Source organism: Pseudoduganella sp. HUAS MS19 (assembly GCF_053615455.1).
Genome location: NZ_CM132133.1, coordinates 3,344,314 through 3,365,837 on the forward strand (window position 1 = coordinate 3,344,314; position 21,524 = coordinate 3,365,837).

Annotated in this window: 23 protein-coding genes; 16 read left to right on the forward strand and 7 right to left on the reverse strand. The window is 62.8% G+C overall.

Annotation, left to right across the window (positions count from 1 at the left end):
• Nucleotide 1: 1 nt before the first annotated feature.
• From tssK to ACWBU6_RS15280, 3 genes are all read right to left on the reverse strand, one after another.
• A complete protein-coding gene (gene tssK / locus ACWBU6_RS15270; RefSeq protein WP_452644231.1) occupies nt 2-1,333 on the reverse strand; it encodes a type VI secretion system baseplate subunit TssK in 1,332 nt (443 codons plus the stop codon).
• Nucleotides 1,334-1,382: 49 nt separating this feature from the next.
• Nucleotides 1,383-1,856 carry a type VI secretion system lipoprotein TssJ gene (gene tssJ, locus ACWBU6_RS15275; RefSeq protein WP_452644233.1) on the reverse strand — a complete coding sequence of 158 codons (474 nt, stop codon included), beginning with the start codon at nt 1,854-1,856 and terminating at the stop codon, nt 1,383-1,385.
• Between the two features lie 153 nt (nt 1,857-2,009).
• Entirely contained in the window at nt 2,010-3,347 is a 1,338-nt protein-coding gene (locus tag ACWBU6_RS15280) for a 3-oxoacyl-ACP reductase (RefSeq protein WP_452644235.1), read from the reverse strand.
• 184 nt (nt 3,348-3,531) lie between these two features.
• Between ACWBU6_RS15280 and ACWBU6_RS15285 the strand changes: the two genes are divergently transcribed.
• From ACWBU6_RS15285 to ACWBU6_RS15305, 5 genes are read left to right on the forward strand one after another with little or no spacing between them, the layout of a single operon-like run.
• Nucleotides 3,532-4,629, forward strand: coding sequence for a DUF2169 family type VI secretion system accessory protein (locus tag ACWBU6_RS15285; RefSeq protein ID WP_452644237.1), 1,098 nt, complete (start codon nt 3,532-3,534; stop codon nt 4,627-4,629).
• A gap of 2 nt (nt 4,630-4,631) precedes the next feature.
• The gene (locus ACWBU6_RS15290) at nt 4,632-5,663 is read left to right on the forward strand and encodes a hypothetical protein (protein ID WP_452644239.1); all 1,032 of its coding nucleotides are present in this window, start codon (nt 4,632-4,634) and stop codon (nt 5,661-5,663) included.
• Entirely contained in the window at nt 5,660-6,673 is a 1,014-nt protein-coding gene (locus ACWBU6_RS15295; protein ID WP_452644240.1) for a DUF4150 domain-containing protein, read from the forward strand. Before ACWBU6_RS15290 ends, ACWBU6_RS15295 begins: the two co-directional genes overlap by 4 nt.
• 16 nt (nt 6,674-6,689) lie before the next feature.
• Nucleotides 6,690-7,592 (forward strand): hypothetical protein, encoded by a 903-nt coding sequence (locus ACWBU6_RS15300; protein ID WP_452644242.1) that lies wholly within the window; start codon nt 6,690-6,692, stop codon nt 7,590-7,592.
• Entirely contained in the window at nt 7,593-8,255 is a 663-nt protein-coding gene (locus ACWBU6_RS15305) for a hypothetical protein (RefSeq protein ID WP_452644244.1), read from the forward strand.
• Nucleotides 8,256-8,310: 55 nt separating this feature from the next.
• Here the strand turns inward: ACWBU6_RS15305 and ACWBU6_RS15310 are convergent, their stop codons facing one another.
• A complete protein-coding gene (locus ACWBU6_RS15310) occupies nt 8,311-8,709 on the reverse strand; it encodes a VOC family protein (RefSeq protein ID WP_452644246.1) in 399 nt (132 codons plus the stop codon).
• A gap of 213 nt (nt 8,710-8,922) precedes the next feature.
• Between ACWBU6_RS15310 and ACWBU6_RS15315 the strand changes: the two genes are divergently transcribed.
• From ACWBU6_RS15315 to ACWBU6_RS15330, 4 genes are all read left to right on the forward strand, one after another.
• Nucleotides 8,923-10,752: an ABC transporter ATP-binding protein/permease gene (locus ACWBU6_RS15315; RefSeq protein ID WP_452644248.1), complete on the forward strand. Its 1,830-nt coding sequence runs from the start codon at nt 8,923-8,925 to the stop codon at nt 10,750-10,752.
• A complete protein-coding gene (locus tag ACWBU6_RS15320; protein ID WP_452644250.1) occupies nt 10,739-11,020 on the forward strand; it encodes a hypothetical protein in 282 nt (93 codons plus the stop codon). The genes ACWBU6_RS15315 and ACWBU6_RS15320 overlap by 14 nt, the downstream gene beginning before the upstream one ends.
• A 151-nt stretch (nt 11,021-11,171) precedes the next feature.
• Nucleotides 11,172-11,567 carry a PEP-CTERM sorting domain-containing protein gene (locus tag ACWBU6_RS15325; RefSeq protein ID WP_452644252.1) on the forward strand — a complete coding sequence of 132 codons (396 nt, stop codon included), beginning with the start codon at nt 11,172-11,174 and terminating at the stop codon, nt 11,565-11,567.
• The gene (locus ACWBU6_RS15330) at nt 11,560-12,597 is read left to right on the forward strand and encodes a hypothetical protein (RefSeq protein WP_452644254.1); all 1,038 of its coding nucleotides are present in this window, start codon (nt 11,560-11,562) and stop codon (nt 12,595-12,597) included. The genes ACWBU6_RS15325 and ACWBU6_RS15330 overlap by 8 nt, the downstream gene beginning before the upstream one ends.
• 51 nt (nt 12,598-12,648) lie before the next feature.
• Here the strand turns inward: ACWBU6_RS15330 and ACWBU6_RS15335 are convergent, their stop codons facing one another.
• Nucleotides 12,649-13,719 (reverse strand): flavodoxin family protein, encoded by a 1,071-nt coding sequence (locus ACWBU6_RS15335; RefSeq protein ID WP_452644256.1) that lies wholly within the window; start codon nt 13,717-13,719, stop codon nt 12,649-12,651.
• 133 nt (nt 13,720-13,852) lie between these two features.
• Between ACWBU6_RS15335 and ACWBU6_RS15340 the strand changes: the two genes are divergently transcribed.
• Together ACWBU6_RS15340 and ACWBU6_RS15345 are read left to right on the forward strand one after the other, a co-directional pair.
• Nucleotides 13,853-14,059, forward strand: a complete 207-nt coding sequence (locus ACWBU6_RS15340) for a DUF3079 domain-containing protein (RefSeq protein ID WP_452644258.1) — start codon at nt 13,853-13,855, stop codon at nt 14,057-14,059.
• Between the two features lie 139 nt (nt 14,060-14,198).
• Nucleotides 14,199-14,645, forward strand: coding sequence for an Hsp20/alpha crystallin family protein (locus ACWBU6_RS15345; protein WP_452644260.1), 447 nt, complete (start codon nt 14,199-14,201; stop codon nt 14,643-14,645).
• Here the strand turns inward: ACWBU6_RS15345 and ACWBU6_RS15350 are convergent.
• A complete protein-coding gene (locus ACWBU6_RS15350) occupies nt 14,642-16,579 on the reverse strand; it encodes an ATP-binding protein (RefSeq protein WP_452644263.1) in 1,938 nt (645 codons plus the stop codon). The genes ACWBU6_RS15345 and ACWBU6_RS15350 overlap by 4 nt on opposite strands.
• A 101-nt stretch (nt 16,580-16,680) precedes the next feature.
• Here ACWBU6_RS15350 and ACWBU6_RS15355 point away from each other — a divergent pair, with 101 nt between their 5' ends.
• On the forward strand, nt 16,681-17,358 hold the full coding sequence (locus ACWBU6_RS15355; RefSeq protein ID WP_452644265.1) for a hypothetical protein: 678 nt from the start codon (nt 16,681-16,683) through the stop codon (nt 17,356-17,358).
• A gap of 92 nt (nt 17,359-17,450) precedes the next feature.
• Here the strand turns inward: ACWBU6_RS15355 and ACWBU6_RS15360 are convergent, their stop codons facing one another.
• Nucleotides 17,451-17,711, reverse strand: coding sequence for a TraR/DksA C4-type zinc finger protein (locus ACWBU6_RS15360; RefSeq protein ID WP_452644267.1), 261 nt, complete (start codon nt 17,709-17,711; stop codon nt 17,451-17,453).
• A 174-nt stretch (nt 17,712-17,885) separates the two neighbouring features.
• Here ACWBU6_RS15360 and ACWBU6_RS15365 point away from each other — a divergent pair, with 174 nt between their 5' ends.
• From ACWBU6_RS15365 to ACWBU6_RS15380, 4 genes are read left to right on the forward strand one after another with little or no spacing between them, the layout of a single operon-like run.
• Nucleotides 17,886-19,376 (forward strand): sensor histidine kinase, encoded by a 1,491-nt coding sequence (locus ACWBU6_RS15365; RefSeq protein WP_452644269.1) that lies wholly within the window; start codon nt 17,886-17,888, stop codon nt 19,374-19,376.
• On the forward strand, nt 19,373-19,786 hold the full coding sequence (locus ACWBU6_RS15370) for a response regulator (RefSeq protein WP_090442484.1): 414 nt from the start codon (nt 19,373-19,375) through the stop codon (nt 19,784-19,786). Before ACWBU6_RS15365 ends, ACWBU6_RS15370 begins: the two co-directional genes overlap by 4 nt.
• On the forward strand, nt 19,783-20,886 hold the full coding sequence (locus ACWBU6_RS15375) for an ATP-binding response regulator (protein WP_452644271.1): 1,104 nt from the start codon (nt 19,783-19,785) through the stop codon (nt 20,884-20,886). Before ACWBU6_RS15370 ends, ACWBU6_RS15375 begins: the two co-directional genes overlap by 4 nt.
• A complete protein-coding gene (locus ACWBU6_RS15380; protein WP_452644273.1) occupies nt 20,879-21,514 on the forward strand; it encodes a response regulator in 636 nt (211 codons plus the stop codon). The genes ACWBU6_RS15375 and ACWBU6_RS15380 overlap by 8 nt, the downstream gene beginning before the upstream one ends.
• Nucleotides 21,515-21,524 lie beyond the last annotated feature (10 nt).

Consider the following 21,524-nt stretch of genomic DNA (forward strand, 5'->3'; position numbering starts at 1 on the left):
GTTATCCCTTAATGGCCCAAAATTCGAGTTCCAGCCCCGGAAAATCGCCGGCGATATGCATGGCCAGTCCGCCCGAGCGTTCCAGCTGTTGCCACAAGTCTCCGCCGCGTTCCACTTCGAAATAGTTGAAGCCTGCGTGATAAGGAATCTGGCGCGGCGCTACCGGCATGGAATGTAGCGGAATGCCAGGCAGGGCGAGATTGACCAGGTCGCGGATGCGCTCGACCGGGCCGAGCTTGACCTGGCTGGGAAAGCGGGTACGCAGCGTTTCCGAGGGTAGTTGGGCGTTGACGGCCAGCACGAAGCCAGCCGACTTCAACAGGTCGCGGTCGGGCACTTGCGCCAGGCGGACGCCGTATTTCTTGTCCAGCAGTTCGATCGGCACCGCACTCCGGTGGAGCACCATGCTGAGGGCGCTGCGCAGTTCGCTCATCAGCGGCGCGAAACTGCGCTCCAGGTTGTCATGCTCGTAGGCTGGCTGCTGCGCGGGACGCCGGCTTTCGCGGCTGAAGGTGGAAAGGTCGCCAGCCAGCGCCAGCATGGCGATGAACAGTTCTTCCGGGTGGAACAAGGCGGTACGGCAGTAATGGGCAAAGACCGGTTCATGCCGGTTAACCGCCTGCAACAGCATGAAGTCGGCGACTTCGGCGACGCCGCCCCGGCCCGGCTGCGCCAGCTGGGCGGCAAGTTCTTCGCCGCGCTGGTGCAAGAGTCCATGCAGTTCATCGCAATACGCTGCCAGCGTGGCATTGTCGCGGATTGCCAGCGAGGGCGGAATGTAGTGCTTGTCCAGCAGCAGCTGGTTGTCGGCGCGCCGTTCGCTCAGGCGCAATACACCCAGGCAAGCGTAAGCGTCCGTCCGTTCACTCTCCAGCAGCAGCGACAGGCGCATCTGGCCGACCTGGATGGGGGAGGAATTGTTCGACGTGTGGTCGGTAACTTCCAGCTCGGTGACGCTGTAGCGCGCCAGGTTGCCCTGGCCGGCTTGCCCGGCATCCGATTCCGGGCACCCCTTGCGCCGCATCGGAACAGCCAGCATCACCAGCTGGTCGCGGGCGCTGGCCGGAATATTCAGCGGCGCCGGCGCGGCATGGGTTGCGGGGAAATCGAAGGGCGTGCCATCGGGAAACAGTCCGCTGCCTGTGGTGAGTGCCACTTTTCCCATTGCCAGCGCTGCTTCGTCGACCTGCATGGACAGGAAGCCCCAGCCATGCGAACGCGCCGGCCGGGCGCGCGCCTCGATCAGCTTTTCGAGATAGCGCTCATGCTGCTGAAAATGTTGTGGTTGCAAAAACATGCCTTCCGACCAGATGACTTTGCTTTCCCACGACATGATCGTTGTTCCTTAAATTCAGATGGGGCAGTAAGGGTGAAAGAAGGTTTCATTTTTCAGCGCTGATGGAAACGTCGCGCGAGCCCAGCTTGATCGACACCGGCATGGTCTGGCTGGCGTGCACCGGAATGGCGGCGCGCCAGGAAGACTTTTCCAGGTCGCGGAAGGCGGCGACGACCGCGACAAAGCGCGTGTCCGCTTGCAATGGCCGGTCAAATTGCTTTCTCTCGCCCGGACGCAGCGTGAACTCCTCCCTGGCAAGCAATTCGCTACCGAGGGCTTCCTTGTCGCGCTCCAGCAGGCTGAAGAAGTCTGCGCTCTGGAATGCGCCAAGGTTTTTCAGTTCGAACAGGCGCAGCACGACAGGCGAGGCGCGGCCCCGTGCATCGGGATTGACGTCGCCCGCTACTGTCACATTGGCCTTGATGAGCGCCGGTTTGGGCGGGCCTGAGGCGCAGGCGCCCAGGATGAGCAGAGCCGCTAAGCTCAGCAATTGCCTTGGAAGAGAGCGGGAGCGGGCCATCGAATTCTCCAGGAGTTGCGCGACAAGCGTGAGTCCATGATGAATAGGCAAAGTGGCTGCCTTGCAAACGATAGTACATCCGTTAACAGTGTAAAAAACTCACACTTACTCACGGTGCGCGGCCCCGCGCCTGGCGCACCCGCTGCACGCGCGCTATGCGCCCATCAGTCCTTGGCCGCACACGCGGATGGTTTGCCCGCTGATGCCGTAGGCGCCAGGCGTGCACAGGAACGCCACCAGTTCGGCGACATCGCGCGGCTGGCCACCTTGCGACAGGGAATTGAGGCGCCGGCCGATTTCACGGGTCAGGAATGGCACTTTTTTAGTCATCGGCGTTTCGATGAATCCCGGCGCGACGGCGTTGAATGTGATGCCGCGCGCCGCATGCAGCGGCGCTTGCGCGGCGACGTAGCCGATCAGGGCTGCTTTCGCGGTGGCGTAATTGGTCTGGCCAAAGTTGCCCGCAATGCCGCTGATCGAAGACAGGCAGACGACGCGCCCATGCTCGCGCAGCAGTGCGTCGTCCTGCAACTGCCGGTCGATGGCCGTGATGGCCTCCAGGTTGATTTGCAGGACCTGGTCCCATTGTTGCGGCTCCATCTTCGCCAGCGTACGGTCGCGCGTGATACCGGCGTTATGCACCACGATGTCGACGCCTCCGAAATTCTCGCGCAGGTAGCGGGCTACGGCAGCGGGAGATTCGGCCAGCGCAATATCGAGTGCCAGTGCCGAAGCGCCGAGCCGGTTCGCGGCCGTCGCCAGGTCTTGTGCCGCGGCGGGAATGTCGAGCACGACTACTTTGGCGCCTTCCTGTGCCAGGCGTTCAGCCGTCGCAAGCCCGATTCCGCGTGCGGCGCCGGTAACCAGCGCGACCTTGCCTGCCAGAACGCTGCTGGTGGGCAGTGAGGCGGGCGACGCGGTCTCCGCCGAGACCTGCACTGCCTGGCCGGAGACATAGGTGCACTGGGGACCGCAGAAGAAGCGCACGATGCCATCGAGCCGCGCCAATGCCTGGCGGGAGACGCTGGCGAGGTTGGCCGTCGCGCCGCGCCGGCCGAGTTCCTTGGCCAGTGAGCGAACGAATCCCTCCAGCCCGCGCGCCACCGCCACCGCCAAGGGATCGCCTGCCTCCGAAAGCATTGGGGCGACCAGGAGCACGCGCCCATTGCGCCCGACGCGTCGCAGCACCGGATGACAGGCGGCATACACCGCGCGCAGGTCGCCCACAGTCCGGCATCCGCTTGCGTCCATCACAAAGATGTCGACCGATTCCGTCGCCTCGACGGCGCCGGCGCTGCGCAATGCGGCAGCCAAAGCCGATGACGCGTAAGCGCCATCCATCGACGCCAGCAGGAAGGTCCTTCCCTGGAATGGCAGGACGGCATAGGGTTCGTACGAGCGCAGCAACTCGGTAGGGTTGGGCAGGCCGATGGCGCGCAGTATCGGGCCGATGACGGGCCAGCGGTTTATTTTGATCAGGGTGTCGGACATTTGCGGGTTGAGTACAAGTTGGCTTTCCGGGACGAGACTATACTACTGAACCCCACCGCATCGATAGGCGGAAGCCACTAATGCCGAGCGTACCGCCTACCGTGACAATTGGTGAGCAAGACTGCGCGTGTAACTAGTACCATGGCGTTCGGAATTCGCAAGCTTGGCATCTTTGGGGGAATGCATGGAGTTCGTGAATGCAACGCGTATGGCAGCAGGCTACACCCTGGGAACTGAGCCCTCGGGCAGGGAGTGCCTGGTGGTCGTCATCAAAGGCACGTTCCACTTGCCAAAGGCGGGCGAGGACGTGCGCTTGCATGAGCAGCAGCAGCCCTTGCTCATGGCCGACACATGGACCGGCGCTCCCGGCCTTAGCGCCCCCTGCCGCGAGGCGGACTTCGCCCTGCGCAAGCACCGTTGCGACATCCTGTTGCATGGCAGCTCCTATGCGCCGGAAGGCCGGCCGGTGGCGCGCGTACCGGTCGGGTTGCGCATTGGCAGCCACTCGAAAACGTTTGCAGTCGTCGGGAATCGCCATTGGCAGTCCGGGTTGGGAGGCGTAACTGCGAGTGCGGCAGAAGCCTTTTCCTGCCAGCCGATCAGCTATGACTTCGCCTTTGGCGGAACGGATCAACGCGATGCCGATCCGGCGCAGCACACGGCATTCATGGCCAATCCGGTGGGCCGTGGATTCCACCATCAGATGAAAGGTGAGTGGGTCGACGGATCGCCGTTGCCCAATACCGAGGAGCTGGACCGTCCCGTGACGACGCCGCAGGGAAGCTACGTCCCGATGGCATTCGGACCGGTGGGGCGCAACTGGGAGCCGCGGGTGCGTTACGCCGGCACTTATGACGCACACTGGCTGGAGGAGCATTTTCCCTTCCTGCCGCCCGATTTCGACGAACGCTATTATCAAAGCGCTGCGCCAGACCAGCAGTGGCCGCAGCCGGTCGGCAGGCAGGAAGTCGTGCTGGCCAATCTGACGGCCGATGGCTTGCGCGCCTTCATGCTGCCGGACTTCGAGGCGCCTGTGAACATATTCCTGAGGGGAGGCGGGCGCGAGGAGTTGCGCGCGACGCTGGACACGATCGTGTTCGAGCCTGACCAGGAGCGCTTCACCATGGCGTGGCGCCTTGCACGCCCGCTGAAGCGCAGCGTCTTTGAAATTGCCCAGGTCATGGTGGGGCGCAAGGGCAGGGAATGGTGGCAGCAGCGCGAGGAAGTGGTTTTCCCGATCAAAGTAGTCATGCTGCCGGCCGCCGCAGCGGGACAATCCTGAGTATGCCCGCGCCAGAGATCGCCATTCGCAGCACTGGCCTCGTGACCAGTGTGGGCTTGAACGCTCGCGCCAGTTGCGCGGCGATTCGCGCCAAGGTAAGCAACGCAAGCCAGACACGCTTTGCCGATGCGCAGGGGAACTGGATCATGGCGCACCAGGTGCCGCTGCCGGAGCCCTTACGCGGCAGCGCCAGGCTGGCCGCCATGGCCGCCATGGCGATAGCGGAATGCCTGCAAGACATCCCGCGAGAGGAATGGGCAGGCATTCCGGTGTTGCTGTGCGTGGCGGAGCGCGAGCGGCCCGGACGCACCGGCGGCCTGGAGCATGAGCTGCTCGCGGAGATACGCAGGCAGCTCGCCATCCCCTTTGCTGAACACCACACGATCATCGCCGGCGGCCGCATTGGCGTTGCCATCGCGCTGGCGCAGGCACGCGAGAACATCCTGAAGGAACCGGCGGCCCGCGTGCTGCTCGTGGCAGCGGACAGCCTGCTTGGCTGGCCGACGCTCGAAACATTCCAGCGCGCGAACCGTTTGCTCGTTGCCGGCAATTCCAACGGGTTCATGCCAGGCGAAGGGGCCGGGGCGCTGCTCCTGGCCAGCCCTCTGGGCAAGGCTGGCGAGCTGGTTTGCTCCGGAATAGGTTTCGGCCACGAAGAGGCCGCGATCGACAGCACGGAGCCGCTACGGGGGGGCGGCCTGTCCCAGGCGGTGACGGCGGCACTGGCCGATGCCGGCCTGACGATGCAGCAGATGCATTTCCGGATCACTGACAACGCCGGCGAACAGTACTACTTCAGGGAAGCTGCGCTCATGTTGCAGAGGACCTTGCGCATCCCCAAGCCGGAGTTCGATCATTGGCATCCGGCGGAATGCACGGGGGAGACCGGGGCCGTGGCCGGCTTCAGCATCATTTCCAGTGCGATGGCGGCATGCGCCAAACATTACGCCCGGGGACCGAACATCCTGGTACACCTGGGCAATGACAGCGGCCAGCGCGCCTCGTTCACGCTTCAATACCGGGAGAGGGCATGAGCAACAAGGTCTACGCGAACAATATGGAGGTATCGTGCAAGCAGGCCGATGGCAAGTCGCTCTGCGCGTTTCCCGACGTGTGCTACACCCCGCCCCAGACGGCAGCCACGCCGCCTGGCGTGCCTGTGCCATACCCCAATACGGGCCTGGCCTCCGATACGAATAATGGATCGAGAAGTGTCACCATCTCCGGCCAGGAAGTGATGCTCAAGAATAAAAGCTACTTCAAGAAGAGCACCGGCGACGAAGCCGGCTCCGCACCACTAAAAGGCATCGTCACCCATGTGAACAAGGGAAAGGTGTACTTCACCATGTGGTCGATGGACGTCAAGATCGAGGGGGAGAACGTGGTGCGCCACCTTGACCTGACCACGCACAACCATGCATCCCAGCCTGGGCAAACGCCGCCGATGGTCTACCAGGACATGATCGCTTTCGGCGACCCGGTCCAGTGCATGGGCGATTCGGCCAAGGCAACGGCGGCTTGCGCCGGCTGCACCCAGGATACATGCACCAAGGATTGCGAAGATTGGCAAGCCTGCATCCTGGTGGCGAAAAAGGACGCCAAGAAGAAGTGCTGCAAGGGGAACCAGACGGGCGACCACCTGATCGAAGACCACTGGGTGCGGCCCAAGGGCACGCTGGTGGACGACTTCAAACATCTTGCCAGCAAGCCGGGCGGGGCCTACGATGGGGCGCCCACGGCTTGCGTGAACCGTTCGCGCTACCAGGAAAAGCATGGCATCGGGCACGGCACCCGCGGCGTCTACGAGGACAAGTTCTTCATGGGTGGAACGTTCTCGTACCTTGAAGCGAAAGCCATGGCGCGCGAGTCGCACCAGCATGCCAATGGAAACCGCTGCAACGAGGCATGCCTGGACGCGCAACTTGACGCTTTTTACGGCAAGGGCGACAACCGCCAACTGCAGGCATCGAAGCAGCGGCAAGCGCTGACGGAGCAGCAGCGCAAGGATGCAATCGCCCGTACCGGAGTGGATACCTGGCCTTGAACTGAAAGGAATGTGGATGGAAATGACATTGACCGGTGTGGCCGTAAAAGGCAGCGACGAGACGTTCCTGGCCGCGATCATCGACGAGTATTCGGACGAGAGTCCGGACCATTGCATGGTGCTGCGCTATCACGGCGGAGCGTTCAGGCAGCTGCTGCTCGATCATGCCGTGTGTGCGATCGCGGTCCCCCCGGGACCGGGCGGACCCGTATTCTTCCTCAGCCCCCACGGCGAAATCACGCTGGCCGGTTCCTCCGGCCTGTCGACGGAGACGATCGACCCTTCCGGGCGCGGTCCCAGCTCAATGGTCCTGGTGCGGGGGGCGGCCTGGATCGGCACGCAGCTTTACGCTTGCGGCATGGCGCGCATGGTCTACCGGCGCGATGACGGCGGCCGGTGGCATGCCATCGACGCCGAAGTCTTTGTCCCGCGTGAGCAGCGCGAGCGTGCGGTAGGTTTTCATGCAATCGGCGGCTCGGGGCCGGAGAATATCTACTGCGCCGGCCAGTACGGCGAGATCTGGTTTTACGACGGCGCGCATTGGCGCCAGGAAGACAGCCCGGCAAACCTGGCGCTGACCGGCATCTGCGTGCGCCGTTCTGGCGATGTTGTGATTGTGGGCATGGCCGGAACACTTCTCTCGGGCCGCCATGGCAGGTGGGCTGTCATCGATCACCAGGCAACGGAGCGCGATTTCTGGGGCGTGGCCGAATTCCTTGGCGAGATCTATGTTGCCAACCGCGATGGCGTGTTCCGGCTGGCGGGGGAAACGCTGGAGCTGATTGACCTTGGCGTCGGGCCGGCACGCACGACCGCATACTTGGCTGCGAATGATGAAGTGCTTTGGTCGGTCGGCAGCGACTGCGCGGTATATACGAAAGACGGCAAGAACTGGACCGAGGTACCGCTGCCGGCCTGAGTGTTGCCGCGCAAGCGTGCGCTGGGGATCGTTAAATTTATGATAATCTCTGGTCTTTTTGGTAACGACATCACTCCTATGTTCAAGCACACACTCATCGCCGCCAGCGTTTTGATCGCCGCAGTTCCCGCCTTTGCCATCGACCGGACTGTCCACCCGGTCGATCCTTCCAACTTTGATGTTGCGGGTGTACGCCTGGGCATGCCGGCCAGTGAGGCGGCGACTGTGGCGGCTGCAAAGCTCGGCGTTGCAGCCAGTGCTGTCCAATATGAAGCCAAGCCTTCGATGAACTCGGTTGTGAAGGCAAAAGTCCCGGCATACTTCACCATTCAGAGCGGCAAATCGAAGTTGACGGTTTCCCTGCTGCCCAGGGAGCCGGTAGACGCTGCGAAAACGCTGGTTGTCAGTGAGATCAAATACGTCATGGAGCCGTCGCCGCAAGCCGAGGAAGCCATCGCCAAATCGGCGCTGGCGAAGTATGGAAAGCCTAGTGTGGCGCGTTCGTCGTCGGCATGGTGCGCCAAGCCCGCTGTCACCACTGCCTGCGCGGCTGACCGCGGGCCACAACTTCATGTGTATGGCGTTACCGTGCACATGCTGGACGAATCGCTCAGCAAGGTGAAGATTGCTGCCCGCGGCGAAGCGCCCAAGCCAGCATTCTGATTGAGCTGCCCCATGCTTGCTTGGTAGCAGGCCGCCACCAGGCCCGGGCCGCAGATCAGGTTTCTGGCGTGACCCAGACCAGGTTCCACAGGTGGCCATCAATATCCTCGAAACCCTGGTCATACATGAAGCCATGGTCCTCCGGTGGATGCGGCGTGCGGCCGCCGGCGGCGATGGCTTTGGCGATGAGGGTGTCGACTTCGTCCCGGCTTTCGCAGCACAGGCAGATGACGACTTCGTTAGCCTCCTTTGCCTGTGCAACGGGCTTGTCGATCAGGGATTTGAAGAAGGGTTCGGTCGTCAGCATGCCCTGGATGGTGTCGCCGACGATGTTCATGAATGCTGAGTGCTCGCCGCTGAAGCGGGCATCGAAATTGAAGCCGAGTGCGGTGAAGAAATCCCTGGACTTGTTCAGGTCCTTCACTGGCAAATTGAGGATGATCTGTTTTTTCATGGCGTTTCCCAGGTCGAGGTGGAACGGACAATCGGTGTTTCATCGCAACGACGGATGGCTGGGCTGGAAATCGACACGACGTGGAAGCATATTTTCCGCCCTGATGGCTGAGGGGGGGCGGGCAAGGCGCGCGGCCAGGCCATAAGCCCCCGGCGCTATGTCCGTTTCCGCACGGAGCGGCTTTTTGCTGAGTCGTATGCTCTGGCTATGAAGATGACAGCCGATACCTCAGCCGCACCCGAAGATCGAGTAGTGCCGGAAAAACGGCGCCGGGCGCCGCCGTTGTCGCTCGCGGCGCTGAAGCAGTTCATCAGCGTCGCCAAACCCTACTGGCTGGGCAATGAAAGGAGGACAGCCTGGGGCTTGTTGTTGCTGTTGATCGTGTTGATGCTCGCCGAAACCCAGCTGGCCGTGCTGTTGAACAGCCAGTCGGGTGAAATGACGTCGGCGCTGGCGGGACGGGACGGCGAGCGCTTCTGGAAGTCCGTGCGCGCCTGCCTGCTCATCCTGTCGTTCGCGGTGCCCATCTATGCATTCTATTACTACATGCGCGACATGTTCGCCAACCAGTGGCGGCGCTGGCTGACGGGGCGCTTCCTGGATGGCTATCTGCAGGGACGCAAATACTACGCACTGACTTCGGACGGTGAGATCGACAACCCGGACCAGCGCATCAGCGAGGACGTCAACACCTTCACTGGGCGTTCCATTCATTTCCTGCTGGTCTTCCTGGGTTCGGTCATGCAGCTGGTGGCCTTCAGTGCCGTGCTGTGGTCGATCTCGCATTTCCTGGTTGGCGTGCTGGCCGTATACGCGCTGGCCGGTACCGTTGTCGCGCTCTATGTTTTCGGCAATCCCTTGATCCGGCTGAATTTCTGGCAACTGCGGCGCGAGGCGGACTTCCGGTTCGGCCTGATGCGTTTGCGCGAGAATGCCGAATCGATCGCTTTTTACCGGGGCGAGGCGCAGGAGCGTGCTTATATCGACAGCAAGTTCGATAAGGTGTTCCACAATTACAGCAGGCTGATTGCAAAGCAGCGGACCCTGAACCTGTTCCAGCGTACTTTCAGCCAACTCACCCTGGTGCTGCCGGCGGTGATCCTCGCCGACGCTGTGCTGTCCGGCGAGCTGGAAGTAGGGCGGGCCGTACAGGCGGCCGGTGCATTCACTGCAGTGCTTGGCGCCGTGGGCGTTATCGTCGACAACTTTGAAAGCCTGAGCCGCTTCGTCGCGGGCACCGAACGCCTGCAGACATTATCGAGGCTGGTACTTCCATCCCCCGAGGAAGCGCCGCTGGCCGACAGGCAGCGGCCGCGGATCAGGATGCGGGCCGGCAAGCGGATCGCAGTGGACTCCCTGACCGTGTGCCCGCCTCAATCCGAGCGCGTACTCGTCAAGGACCTGTCGTTTGCGCTGGAACCGGGCGATGCACTGATGATCGTCGGCGATAGCGGTTGCGGCAAAAGCTCACTATTGCGCGCAATCGCAGGCTTGTGGGATAACGGCAGTGGACTGATTCACCATCCGCCCCTGGAAGATTTCTTCTTTCTGCCGCAGCAGCCTTACCTGCAACATGGCACGCTGCGCAGCCAGCTCATCTATCCAAGCGTGCAGTCGAGCCTGGACGACGCGCGCTTGCTGGAGATACTGGACGAAGTACACTTGCCGCATCTTGCCCGGCGTGTCGGTGGTCTTGACGCGGTGCATGATTGGCAGAAGCTGCTGTCGGTGGGCGAGCAACAGCGGCTGGCATTTGGCCGTGTGCTTGTGCATGAGCCAAACATCGTGATCCTGGACGAAGCGACCAGCGCGCTCGACAGTGTTAATGAAGCCTTCCTGTACCAGCGCTTGCGCGCAAGCGGCGCCACCCTGATCAGTATCGCGCACCGCGCGGCCGTGCGGCGCCACCATACACATGTGCTGCAATTGAAGGGCGATGGCGCGTGGGAATTCCATGAGGTGCCGGGACCGCCAGCCGGCGAGCTGCAAGGCGCGGAGCTCAGGGGCCTTCAGCGTCGCTCCGAACTCGATGAATGCGGATAATCTGGAAGTTGTACTGTTCCGCCGCCAGCGGGCCGCCGCCCCTGGTCAATTGCTGCCGCTGAAGGTAGTCGCTGACAAGCATGGCGGCGCCTTGCTCGGTCAGTACCTCGGCCGCATTTGCCGTTATCTGATGCTCAGTCCGGTCGGCATTCCGGTAGGCGATAACCCAAATAGACACCTGCTTCTCTTTCTTGCATTCGTAAGGGAAACACGGATGTTATCAAAGTGGGGCGCCTTGTTGCGTCCGTTTGCACGTAAGCTTGGCTAAAATTTCCCAACTGCAAATTTAGTTGTCGTGAAATTTAACACCTTTCATGCTTGAAGTTGTGGTAGCTCAGCATAATCAGGTACTTAGAGTGTAGGCACGGTTGATGCTTCATCCAGCTTGTAGTTTCCACAACCAAATTATGGAGCGCGATATGAAAGCTAAAATGCTGTTCAAGTCTTGCCTGCTGGCCTGCTCCGTTCTGGCAGGTGCGCAAGCGATTGCTGGCCCAGGCACCGTTAACAGTATCGAATTCAGCTTCATGAACTACAGCATGACCGTGCCACCGGCCTTTAGCAGTCTGCCTTTGACGAATTTCGACAACACGCCTGCGGCTTCGCCGATTTCGGTCCCGGCCCCACAGGACATTCATCCTGTTGTCGAGGTATCCCTGCCTTCGACCACAGCCCCCGCTGGTGGATCTGCAATCATTACGGCGCCGGAGTTGCCGCAAGCGGCAGCAGCCATCCCCGAGCCAGGGACCCTGGCTTTGCTCGGCCTGGGTTGCGCATTGCTTTTCCTGCGCCGCCGGGAGGGGTCCCATGTTTAGCTCGCGCAGCTTACCAGCGCTTGTCCTGACTATGCTGCTGGCGGCATGCGGTGGCGGCGGCTCGGGCGGCGCGCCCGTGGTGGCCACCAGTCCGCCGCCTAGCGTGCCGCCTCCGTTGGAGGGCAATATCGTCACCACGGTTCCTGCCCCGACCTATGCGGCGGGCAGCGGCAATCTCAGTATCTTCAATGCGATCAACGCCTTGCGCAGCAAGATCGGTTCCGGGCTGTTGGCCCAGAGCCTGCTGCTGGATAAGTCGGCAGGCGCACACTGGAGTTACATCAACCAGAATGGCATCAGCGAGCTGCACGGTGAAACAATCGGCAAGCCCGGTTTCACGGGTGTCCGGGCAGCGGACCGGATCGCCGCGGCAGGCTACGCGGCCGCAGTCTCCGGCGAGGCGATCTACAGCACGGTGGGTACCGACAAGTACATGACCTGTGTTGCGGAGTGGGCCAATTCGGTGTACCACGCGGCCCTGCTGTTTGCCAGCACGATTGATATTGGCATCGCAGCCAACAACTTCAATCCGGCAGAGGGGGCGTCGACGCTTTGCGTGGTTGATGTGGCCACGAGTACCTCGCAAACTGCGCAGCTGCCAGGCGCGGGCAGTATTCGTGCATACCCTTACGCGAACCAGGTGGATGTGCCCTTTGTCTTCTTCAACCGCACGGAAACCCCGACGCCAGTGCCGGACCTGCTCGAGGCGGGGACGCCAGTCACCGTCAGTTTCGAAACCCGGGGTATGGCCGTGACGGCGCCGATCTCGATCAGCCAGTTCAGCCTGACGCCTGCCGGCGGTGCGGCGGTCGACGCCCGTATCCTGGTAAACAAGGGTGGCAAACTTGGCCCGGTCATCACGACCAACGGCCCGGCGTTGACGGATGACGGCAATATGCAGGGCTTCACAGCAACCCTGGTGCCGGTGCAGCGCCTGAAGCCTGCCACCGCCTACTCTGTGGCCCTGATTGCCATGGTGGATGGAAAGGCCATCAATAAGTCCTGGACGTTTACTACGGCTGCGCAGTAAGGGCAGTGCCATGGGGCCGGCAATCCGGGGGGAGACGCCGGCCTTTTCCGTTTACTTGGGACGCGGCGACTGCAAGCCCCTGTCGGGGCGGGCGATGCTGCCCGAACGCAGCAGGCGCACTGTATGCCCAACCGCGCGCGCAACGTTGCGGACTTCCTCCTGGAATGCCGCGTCCTTGTCCAAGGCGTCGTGACTGCTTGCATACGGTTCGTAATAGCCAAGATAGCGCTCAAGCCGGGCCTGCGAGCCGGCATCGATCAATTGCATCCAATCGAGCCAATCGGATAGATTGCGGCGCAGGCTTTCGGCGCCGGCGACGTCGCCGTGTACCACCAGGCCATAGGCGCGTCCGGCCAGATGTTTCGGGTAAGGCCAGCCTGCCAGTTCCAGTGCCTTGGCCTCTTCAGGCTTTTTGCCGTGGGTGCTGGTCGGGTCCGGATTGCCGCCGTCTGCGCACACCAGGCGGTCGATCATCAGCTTCAGGACGGACGGTGCCTGGTACCAGTAGACTGGTGTCAGGATAATGATGCCGTGCGCCGCGACCCATTGTTCATAGATCTCGTTCATCCAGTCGTTCACCTGCCCGAGGCTATGATTGGGGTAGCAGCTGCAGGGCCAATGGCAGAGCGGCATGGCGGTGGATACGCAGCCTTTGCAAGGATGGATGCGCACTTCGAATTCCGAGGTGAGGCGGCTCAGGTCAAGGATGTCGCTGGCGATGCCATCGGCGGACAAGGTGGCCTCGGCCAGTTTCAGCATGCGCCAGGTCTTTGACATTTCGCCGGGACAGCTGCCGTCATTCCGTGCCGCACCGCATATCAACAGCACTTTCGACGGCGTTGCAGGGTCTTTCTGGCGCTGTTCGGCAGCTTGCAGGCGCGCGGCTGCCGCTTTCCACTCAAGCGACAGCTGATAGGCCGGGTCGGCGTAACCCGGCCCGGCTGGTTCGGTCAGGGGCGCTTTGCGGCTGCCGCTGAAGTTTTGCCAGGCGACCTCCTCCAGCTTCGACAATTCGCCGCGCAGCGTATCGAACGTGGAGTCGGCAAAATTGCGCATGAAGCGTAGCCGGAACTCGCTGCGCTCCAGCTTGGCGGGGGCCTGGCCTTTGCGGACCTCGGTCATTTTTCCCTCCTGTCCAGGAGACGTTGACACGGTCGGGTCGGAGCGTCGGTTCGGCAGCGAACGGACCGGACAGGGCGGCAGAACTTGACCTGGATTAAGGATGAGACGGGGACAGGAGGGCTACGATGGCAGCATGGCAAAGAGGTTCCCAATCGTCCCCTTGCACCCGGAGCGGGTGTGCTGGGGATGCGATAAATACTGTCCTGCTGACAGCCTGGCGTGCGGCAATGGCTCAGAGCGGACCCAGCATCCAGCGGAGTTGTTCGGCCCGGACTGGAGGGAGTGGGAATCGCCGCTGCTGGCGCCCCAACCGGGCGCCAATGTGAAGAAGACCGCGTGAGGCGCGGCTCATGCAAGCAGTCGCGTGCTGCAGGTCGATAGATTGAGCATAAAAACGACGCCACATCCGATTGTCAGATTCTGTGGCAAGCCGGCTGGTCTGGGACTAACATATTGTCGCACCGAGAAAGGAGGAAATCATGGCTAATCTGAGGCGTTACGATCCATTCACGGACCTGGCCCGTTTCGATCCCTTCCGCAATTTCGAAGACCTGTTCCGTGACTTCCGGTTGGCGAACATCACGCGCGAAGGCGAGGGGCAGCAGCCGATCCGTATCGATGTGCACGAAGATGAAGTGTCCTACACGGTTCGGGCTGACGTCCCCGGAGTAAATAAGGACGACATCAAGGTCGACATTTCCGGCAACCGCGTCACGATCGCTGCGGAAACCAAGCGGGTCGCAGAGGAAAAGCAGGGCGGCACTGTCGTCCGGAGCGAACGCTATTTCGGCGAGCAGTATCGCAGCTTCACCCTCGAGCACGATATCGATGACAGCAAGGCGACCGCGAAGTGCGAGGGCGGCGTACTCGAGCTGACCTTGCCGAAGAAGGCGAAGCAGGGCAGCCGCAAGCTGGAAATCCACTAAACCCTGACCGGCAAGGTCAGGATGAAACTGGTGCCCTCTCCGAGGGCACTTTTTACGTCGATTCGCCCGCCAAGCAAACCATACACGATGTTGTAGACGATGTTGAGGCCCAGGCCGGAGCCACCGCGGCCCAGTTTGGTGGTAAAGAATGGATCGTAAATTTTGCCCATGTTCTCAGGTGCGATGCCAATGCCGTTGTCGCGCACCGCGATCGCTACCGCATCGCCGCCGATGGTTTCGGCGGTAATCACGATCTCGCCGCTGTCGATCCCTTCAAAGGCGTGGATCAGCCCATTGTTGACCAGGTTGATGAGCACCTGGCCGAACGGTCCCGGGTAGCTGGCCATCAAGATCCCATGCGGAATGGTGTGGCTGACGCGCACGCCCGATTTCTTGAATGTCGGCATCAGCACCAACAGGATTTCGGATACCAGCTCGTCGAGCTGGAATTCACGGCTCTGGGAGGTCGCGCGGTCGACCGCAACTTGCTTGAAGCTGGCGACCAGGTCTACCGCGCGGCGCAGGTTGCGCAGCACAATCTGGTTGCCATTGTTGACGTCGCCAAGATAGGCGTTGAGGGCGGAACGCTTGACGCCGCCTTCCACCGCGGCGGCGAAGGCCGTGGTCTGGTCCAGCAGCGTGCTGACTGCCAGCAGGCTGTTGCCGATCGGAGTGTTCAGTTCGTGCGCCACACCGGCGACCAGCGAACCGAGGGCTGCCAGCTTTTCGCTGCGCACCAGCTCCTCCTGGGCGCGCTGCAAGGTGCCCAGCGAGTCGGCCAGCTCGCGGTTGGTGTCGGCAATCTGGCGCGTGCGCACATTGACCAGGTCTTCCAGTTCCAGCTCGCTGCGTTTGCGCTCCGTGATGTCGGTGGAAACCCCGCCCAGCGCCCAGATGTGGCCGAATTCGTCAATCAGGGGGAACTTCTCGGAAATGTAAGTGCGTGGGCCGCCTACTGTGCCGCCGGAGGTTTCTTCGTGGCTCGAAGCGCGGCCGCTGGCCAGCACGGCGCGGTCGGCCTGGCGGATCGCCTGCGCCATGTCGCGGCTGAACAGGACCTCGTCGGTATTCCCGAGCGGCTCGGGCGAACCGGGCGGCAGCAGCATGCGGAAGCTGTGGTTGACCATCAGGTAGCGGCCATCAAGATCTTTCACATAGATCACGGCCGACGATTTTTCGACAATGTTGGTGAGCAGCGCCTGGCTGCGGCGCAGTGCCGCGTCGCGCGCTGCGATCGTGGCCAGCATGGCGTTGAAGGCGCTGGCCAGGCGGCCAACCTCATCCCGGCTGGTGACGGGCGAGCGCAGGTCGAAGCGCTGTTCGCGTGTGACGCGGTCAGCCACGGCGGACAGCGCCAGCAGGGGTTGCGTGACGAGGCGGCGTGAGCCCCAGGCGTACAGGATGCCGCCAAACGACAGCGTGAGCAGCACTACGCCGAGCACCAGGCCGTACTGGCGCAGGCGCTCCAGCACCGACGGCAGGTGGTAGTCGGTCCCCAGGTAGCCCACCAGCTCACGCTCGAAGCGGATGGGGGACAGCACTGACAATGCGTAGCCATCGAAGCGCTGGCCCTTTCGTTCCAGTTCCGGCGACCATTCGCACGCAGCCGCGGGAGAGCGGCCGAACCGGGCGAAGACACGATGGTCGGCAGTAAACAGGCAGGCCTGGGAGAGTTCGGCGCTGCTGCGCAGCGCTTCGAGCTTGCGGGCGGCGCTGCTGCGGTCGCCGAAGTTGAGCTCGGCATTGAAGTTCAGCGCGAACAGTTCGCTGCGCAAGGTCAGGTCCTGCACGATCCGCGGGCGGGCGACCAGCAACTCGTAGCCGGCCAGGGCGACCAGTGCCGCCAGCATTGCCGCAACCGTCGTCAGGACCGACACCAGCAAGAGCTTGCGCTGGAGTTCGAGATCGCGGAAGAAGCCCTGGAAGCTTTTCATCTGGGTGTGGCCCATTTGCACCGGAGTAACTATCTTAGCTCAAGCGCCGCGGGCGCTACAAGCATGCGACATTGCGATGTAATTATTGCTATGTTTGGCGTATGACAGAACAGCAAGCAGGCAGCGAAGGCGGGCAGCCGCCACCCGAACCGGCACAATCGCCGCCGCCGCAGCAGCAGGCGGGGGCGCAGCCGCACGCGCGCGCCGAGGCGGCCCCGCGCGCAAGGCTGCCCGAATGGCAAGGCCCCGTGTTCTGGATGGCATGTGGCGCATTGCTGGCGGGTCTGGCGGCAGGCGCTGTCGTGCTGGCGCAGCGGGTAGGCATCGAACGGGACTTGATGGCAGTCGCCACGACGCTGCCGGCCCATGCAGCCAAGGCTGGCGTGCCGCCCGCCACCGAGGCTGGGCCTAAGCCGGACCGCACTGCGCCTGAGCGCGAGAGCGCAGACACGGCCGGTCCAGCCGCGCTGTCGGGCGCGTCCGGCGAACAGCCTGCCATATCGGGCAGCGCCGCTAGTCCCGAGGCGAAGCCGGCGATGCGCCACCGCACGCGCAGCGCTTCGCCCGTGGTGGCGCAGCATGGCAGCAACAAGGTGGCGCCGCGCAAGAGGACCGGCGCACGCCGCAAGGCCATCGCCGATACCGGGAAGTATTCGGAAGTATTCAAGCGCTGCCCACCGCCTGGGCAGGCCGGTGCGGTAGAGTGCCGCCGCCACATCTGCAACGGCGCCGAAAGCGAAGGCCCGGCGTGCCGGCCATACCGGGGCAAGCTGCGCTAAGGGGCTGTTTCAGGGTGGACGTGGCGCAGTTGCGGTTCCTTGTCCTGCAGGCTGCGGCGCGGCGCCTGGCAGCGGCCATTGCGAGACGGGCCCTAAGCGACTGGGAGTGAGATGAATGAGCGCTGCCGTTCGGCCAGTTCCTGGCAGGCCAGGCAAGCGGCGGCAGCGGGTTGGGCCTGCATGCGCCCTGCGGAAATCGCCGCGCCGCAGCGCAGGCACTTGCCAAAGGTCCCATCCTGCAAACGCCCGAGGGCGGCATCGATCGCCGCCACTTCGGCGGAATCGCGGCCAGCCAGCACCTCGCGCCGCTGGCGCAGGACGGCAGTCCAACGGTCAATTTCTTCAGGTAGCATGGCCGGTCTCCACTTTTGGGCCACTTTAACGGGCATCTTCTGCCGCGTCACCAGTACCACTTGACCTAGGTCAAGTTTGAGCAAGTTATTCCGGGGCGGGTACATTTGGCCCCTTGCCGCATTGAACGCTACAATCATAGGATGACAGGATTTGACGACCGACAGGACCCGGCCTTGACACATTCAACGATTGCGGAACGCAGCCTGCAATGGCTGCTGGCATCGGCGACCGACGCGATGCTGATCATCGACAGGGCCGGCCAGCTGCTGCTGGTCAACCCCGCGCTGGAAAGCCTGTTCGGCTACGGCCCGGGCGAGCTGCAGGGCAAGTCGCTGGAAACGCTGATACCGGAACGCTTTCGTCACGGCCATGTTGGCCTGCGCGGCAGTTACTTCGAGCGCCCGCATCCGCGCGCCATGGGCGCCGGTTTCGAACTGTTCGCAACGCGCAAGGACGGCACCGAGTTCCCGGTCGAAGTAAGCTTGTCGCCGCTGCAGGACAACGATGTGCAGCCGATGGTGATGGCGACCATCCACGACATCAGCGCCCGCAAGAAGGCCGAACACGCGCTGCAGGAAAGCGAGGCGCGCATGCGCGCCATCTTTGAAACCGCCGTGGATGCCATCATTACGATCGACGAGCACGGCATCATCGAGCGCGTCAACCCGGCCGCCGAGCGCATGTTCGGCTACCCGGAATCGGAGGTCCTGGGCCGCAATGTCAAGATACTGATGCCGGCGCCGCACCGGGAAGCGCATGACGGCTACCTGCATCACTACATGACGACCGGCGAGAAGCGCATTATCGGCAAGGGCCGTGAAGTGCAGGGCTTGCGCCGCGACGGCAGCATCTTCCCGATGGATCTGGCGGTCACCGAAATGTGGCTGGGCGGCCGGCGCATGTTCACTGGCCTGGTACGCGACATCACGGAGCGCAAGCACGCCGAAGAAAAGGCGCAGCAGCTGCTGCAGGAGCTGACCAGCGCCAACGAAGAACTGACCAACTTTGCCTACGTCGTGTCGCATGACCTGAAAGCCCCGCTGCGCGGCATCGGCTCGCTGGCCGACTGGCTGGCGCACGACTACGCCGACAAGTTCAATGAAGAGGGCAAGGAGCACATGCGGCTGCTGATCAACCGGGTGCACCGTATGGGCGCCCTGATCGACGGCATCCTGCAATACTCGCGCGTTGGCCGCATCAAGGAAGCCGTGGTGCCGGTGCAGCTTGAACAACTGGTGGCGGAAGTAGTCGACCTGCTGGCCGTGCCGGCGCATATCAAGGTCAGCGTCATGCCGGGCATGCCTGCCGTGACAGGCGAGCCGACCCGCATCCAGCAGCTGTTCCACAACCTGGTGTCGAATGCAGTGAAGTACATGGACAAGCCGCAGGGCGAGATTGAAGTGGGCTGGGCCGACGAAGGCGGCCAATGGCGTTTCCATGTCCGTGACAACGGCCCCGGCATCGCCGAGCGGCATTTTGAACGGATTTTCCAGTTGTTCCAGACGCTGGCCCCGCGCGACCGCGTTGAAAGCACCGGCGTCGGCCTGGCGCTGGTGAAAAAGATCGTAGAGATGTACCAGGGCAGGGTGTGGCTGGAGTCCGAGCTGGGCAAGGGCACCACCTTCTATTTCACCTTGCCAAAGAAAAGAAAGAGCAAAGCATGAACAATACGAGCAAGCCCATCCTGCTGGTGGAAGACGACCAGGTCGACGTCATGACCATTTTGCGCGCACTGAAGGAGGTCCACGTCGGCAACCGGGTAGTGGCAATGGAAAATGGCGAGGCCGCGCTGGAGTACCTGCGCGAGCCCGGCAGTGAACAGCCTTGCATCATCCTGCTGGACCTGAACATGCCGATCATGAACGGCATCGAGTTCCTGCAGAACGTCAAGCAGGACCCGCTGCTGCGCCGCATACCGGTCATCGTCCTCACCACATCGGAGGAACAGCAGGACAAGATGCGCAGCTTCGACCTGGGCGTGGCGGGCTACATGACCAAGCCGGTCGACTACCGCCAGTTCGTCGAGGTTGTGCGCTCGATTAACCTGTACTGGACCATCAGCGAGCTGCCATGAGCACGGTAAGGGTCCTTATCGTCGAAGACGATATCGTCGACCGTATCGCCTGCCGCCGTGCTTTCGCGCAGGCGCCGGGCTTCAGCTGTGAACTGCTGGAAGCGGAAAGCGGGCAGGAAGGGCTGGACATCGCCTTGCGCGAAGCGCCCGACTGCATCCTGCTCGACTATCACCTGCCGGACCTGACCGGGCTCGAATTCCTGGCCCGTCTTGCGGCCGACCGGGGCGAGCCGCAGCCGAACATCCCGGTGATGATGCTGACCGGCGCCGACAGCGCCACCGTTGCGGCCGAGGCCATGCGCCGCGGTGCACGCGATTACCTGGTGAAGGACAGCGATGGCCGCTACCTCGATTTCCTGGCCGGAGCCATTGACCGGCTGTTGCGCGAACAGCGCCTGATCGACGAGAAGCAGCAGGCCGAACGTGTGTTGCGCCAGTCGCAGAAGGAACTGCGCGAATTGGCCGCCTACCAGGAAAAACTGAAAGAGCACGAGCGCACCCGGATCGCGCAGGAGATCCATGATGAGCTCGGCGGCCTGCTGACCGGCATCAAGGCCTACATCTCGGTCGCCATCGAGCGCGGTGGTGAGCAAGCGGACCCGCTGCTCAAGGATGCGGCCAAGCTGGCGCAGGATGCGATCGAAACCGTGCGCCGCGTGATCACCGACTTGCGGCCTAGCGTCCTGGATCAGTTGGGCATCTGGCCGGCACTCGAATGGTACGCGGAGCAGGTGGCCCAGCGCAGCGGCCTGCAATGCACCTGCAGTATCGCGCCCGAAGCGCAGGCGCTGGAGCTGGATGCCGAGCGCAGCACGATGTTGTTCCGGGTCGCGCAGGAAGCGCTGACCAATGTGGTGCGCCATGCCGAAGCCAGCGAGGCGCGCGTGATCGTGGACACCGACGGCGCGAACGTGGTGCTGCGCGTGGAAGACAACGGCAAGGGCATCGAAAGCGCCGGGCTGTCGGACCGCGAATCCTGGGGCCTGTTCGGCATGCATGAACGAACGCGCCGCTTCGCCGGCGAATTGACTATCAGCGGCAAGGCCGGGCAGGGCACCACCTTGCAGCTGCGCCTGCCTTTGGAGGACAAGAATGGGTGACAAGATCACCGTTTTGCTGGTCGACGACCATGCGATTGCGCGCAACGGCGTGCGCCTGATGCTGGGCACTGCGGCCGACATCAGCGTGGAGGGCGAGGCGGGGACTGCGGTGGAAGCCATGCAACGCGTGGGGGAACGCAGTTTCGACGTGGCGCTGGTCGACATCAAGATGCCGGGCAAGAACGGGCTGGACCTGCTCAAGACCCTGCGCAGCGAATGCCCGCGCATGGCGGTGCTGGTGCTGAGCACCTATTCGGAAGAGATTTATGCGGTGCGGGCGCTGAAATCCGGGGCCTCGGGCTACCTGACCAAGGATGCACCGACTTCGACACTGATCGAGGCGGTGCGCAAGGCCGCCTCGGGCGGCAAGCATGTCAGCCCGGCCTTGCTTGAAAAGTTGGCAACACTGGTTGGTGGCGGCCCCAGCGGCGACCACGAAGAGCTGTCCAACCGCGAGCTGGAAGTATTCAAACTGATCGCCCAGGGCGAGTCGTTGGTGCGGATAGGGGAAAAACTGCACCTCAGTCCTAACACCGTGACAACCTATCGCAGCCGCATCCTCGAGAAGATGGGCATGTCCAGCAATGCCGAGCTGACCCGCTACGCCCTCGAGCATGGCCTGATCTGAATCGCTGTAG

Coding starts and splice junctions, on each gene's coding strand:
- ACWBU6_RS15310 (WP_452644246.1), bottom strand. CDS start 8,709: ATGAAAAAACAGATCATCCTCAATTTGCCAGTGAAGGACCTGAACAAG.
- ACWBU6_RS15295 (WP_452644240.1), top strand. CDS start 5,660: ATGAGCAACAAGGTCTACGCGAACAATATGGAGGTATCGTGCAAGCAG.
- tssJ (WP_452644233.1), bottom strand. CDS start 1,856: ATGGCCCGCTCCCGCTCTCTTCCAAGGCAATTGCTGAGCTTAGCGGCT.
- ACWBU6_RS15285 (WP_452644237.1), top strand. CDS start 3,532: ATGGAGTTCGTGAATGCAACGCGTATGGCAGCAGGCTACACCCTGGGA.
- ACWBU6_RS15300 (WP_452644242.1), top strand. CDS start 6,690: ATGGAAATGACATTGACCGGTGTGGCCGTAAAAGGCAGCGACGAGACG.
- ACWBU6_RS15290 (WP_452644239.1), top strand. CDS start 4,632: ATGCCCGCGCCAGAGATCGCCATTCGCAGCACTGGCCTCGTGACCAGT.
- ACWBU6_RS15345 (WP_452644260.1), top strand. CDS start 14,199: ATGGCTAATCTGAGGCGTTACGATCCATTCACGGACCTGGCCCGTTTC.
- ACWBU6_RS15340 (WP_452644258.1), top strand. CDS start 13,853: ATGGCAAAGAGGTTCCCAATCGTCCCCTTGCACCCGGAGCGGGTGTGC.
- ACWBU6_RS15350 (WP_452644263.1), bottom strand. CDS start 16,579: ATGAAAAGCTTCCAGGGCTTCTTCCGCGATCTCGAACTCCAGCGCAAG.
- ACWBU6_RS15320 (WP_452644250.1), top strand. CDS start 10,739: ATGAATGCGGATAATCTGGAAGTTGTACTGTTCCGCCGCCAGCGGGCC.
- ACWBU6_RS15325 (WP_452644252.1), top strand. CDS start 11,172: ATGAAAGCTAAAATGCTGTTCAAGTCTTGCCTGCTGGCCTGCTCCGTT.
- ACWBU6_RS15315 (WP_452644248.1), top strand. CDS start 8,923: ATGACAGCCGATACCTCAGCCGCACCCGAAGATCGAGTAGTGCCGGAA.
- ACWBU6_RS15375 (WP_452644271.1), top strand. CDS start 19,783: ATGAGCACGGTAAGGGTCCTTATCGTCGAAGACGATATCGTCGACCGT.
- ACWBU6_RS15355 (WP_452644265.1), top strand. CDS start 16,681: ATGACAGAACAGCAAGCAGGCAGCGAAGGCGGGCAGCCGCCACCCGAA.
- ACWBU6_RS15335 (WP_452644256.1), bottom strand. CDS start 13,719: ATGACCGAGGTCCGCAAAGGCCAGGCCCCCGCCAAGCTGGAGCGCAGC.
- ACWBU6_RS15280 (WP_452644235.1), bottom strand. CDS start 3,347: ATGTCCGACACCCTGATCAAAATAAACCGCTGGCCCGTCATCGGCCCG.
- ACWBU6_RS15370 (WP_090442484.1), top strand. CDS start 19,373: ATGAACAATACGAGCAAGCCCATCCTGCTGGTGGAAGACGACCAGGTC.
- ACWBU6_RS15330 (WP_452644254.1), top strand. CDS start 11,560: ATGTTTAGCTCGCGCAGCTTACCAGCGCTTGTCCTGACTATGCTGCTG.
- ACWBU6_RS15360 (WP_452644267.1), bottom strand. CDS start 17,711: ATGCTACCTGAAGAAATTGACCGTTGGACTGCCGTCCTGCGCCAGCGG.
- tssK (WP_452644231.1), bottom strand. CDS start 1,333: ATGTCGTGGGAAAGCAAAGTCATCTGGTCGGAAGGCATGTTTTTGCAA.
- ACWBU6_RS15380 (WP_452644273.1), top strand. CDS start 20,879: ATGGGTGACAAGATCACCGTTTTGCTGGTCGACGACCATGCGATTGCG.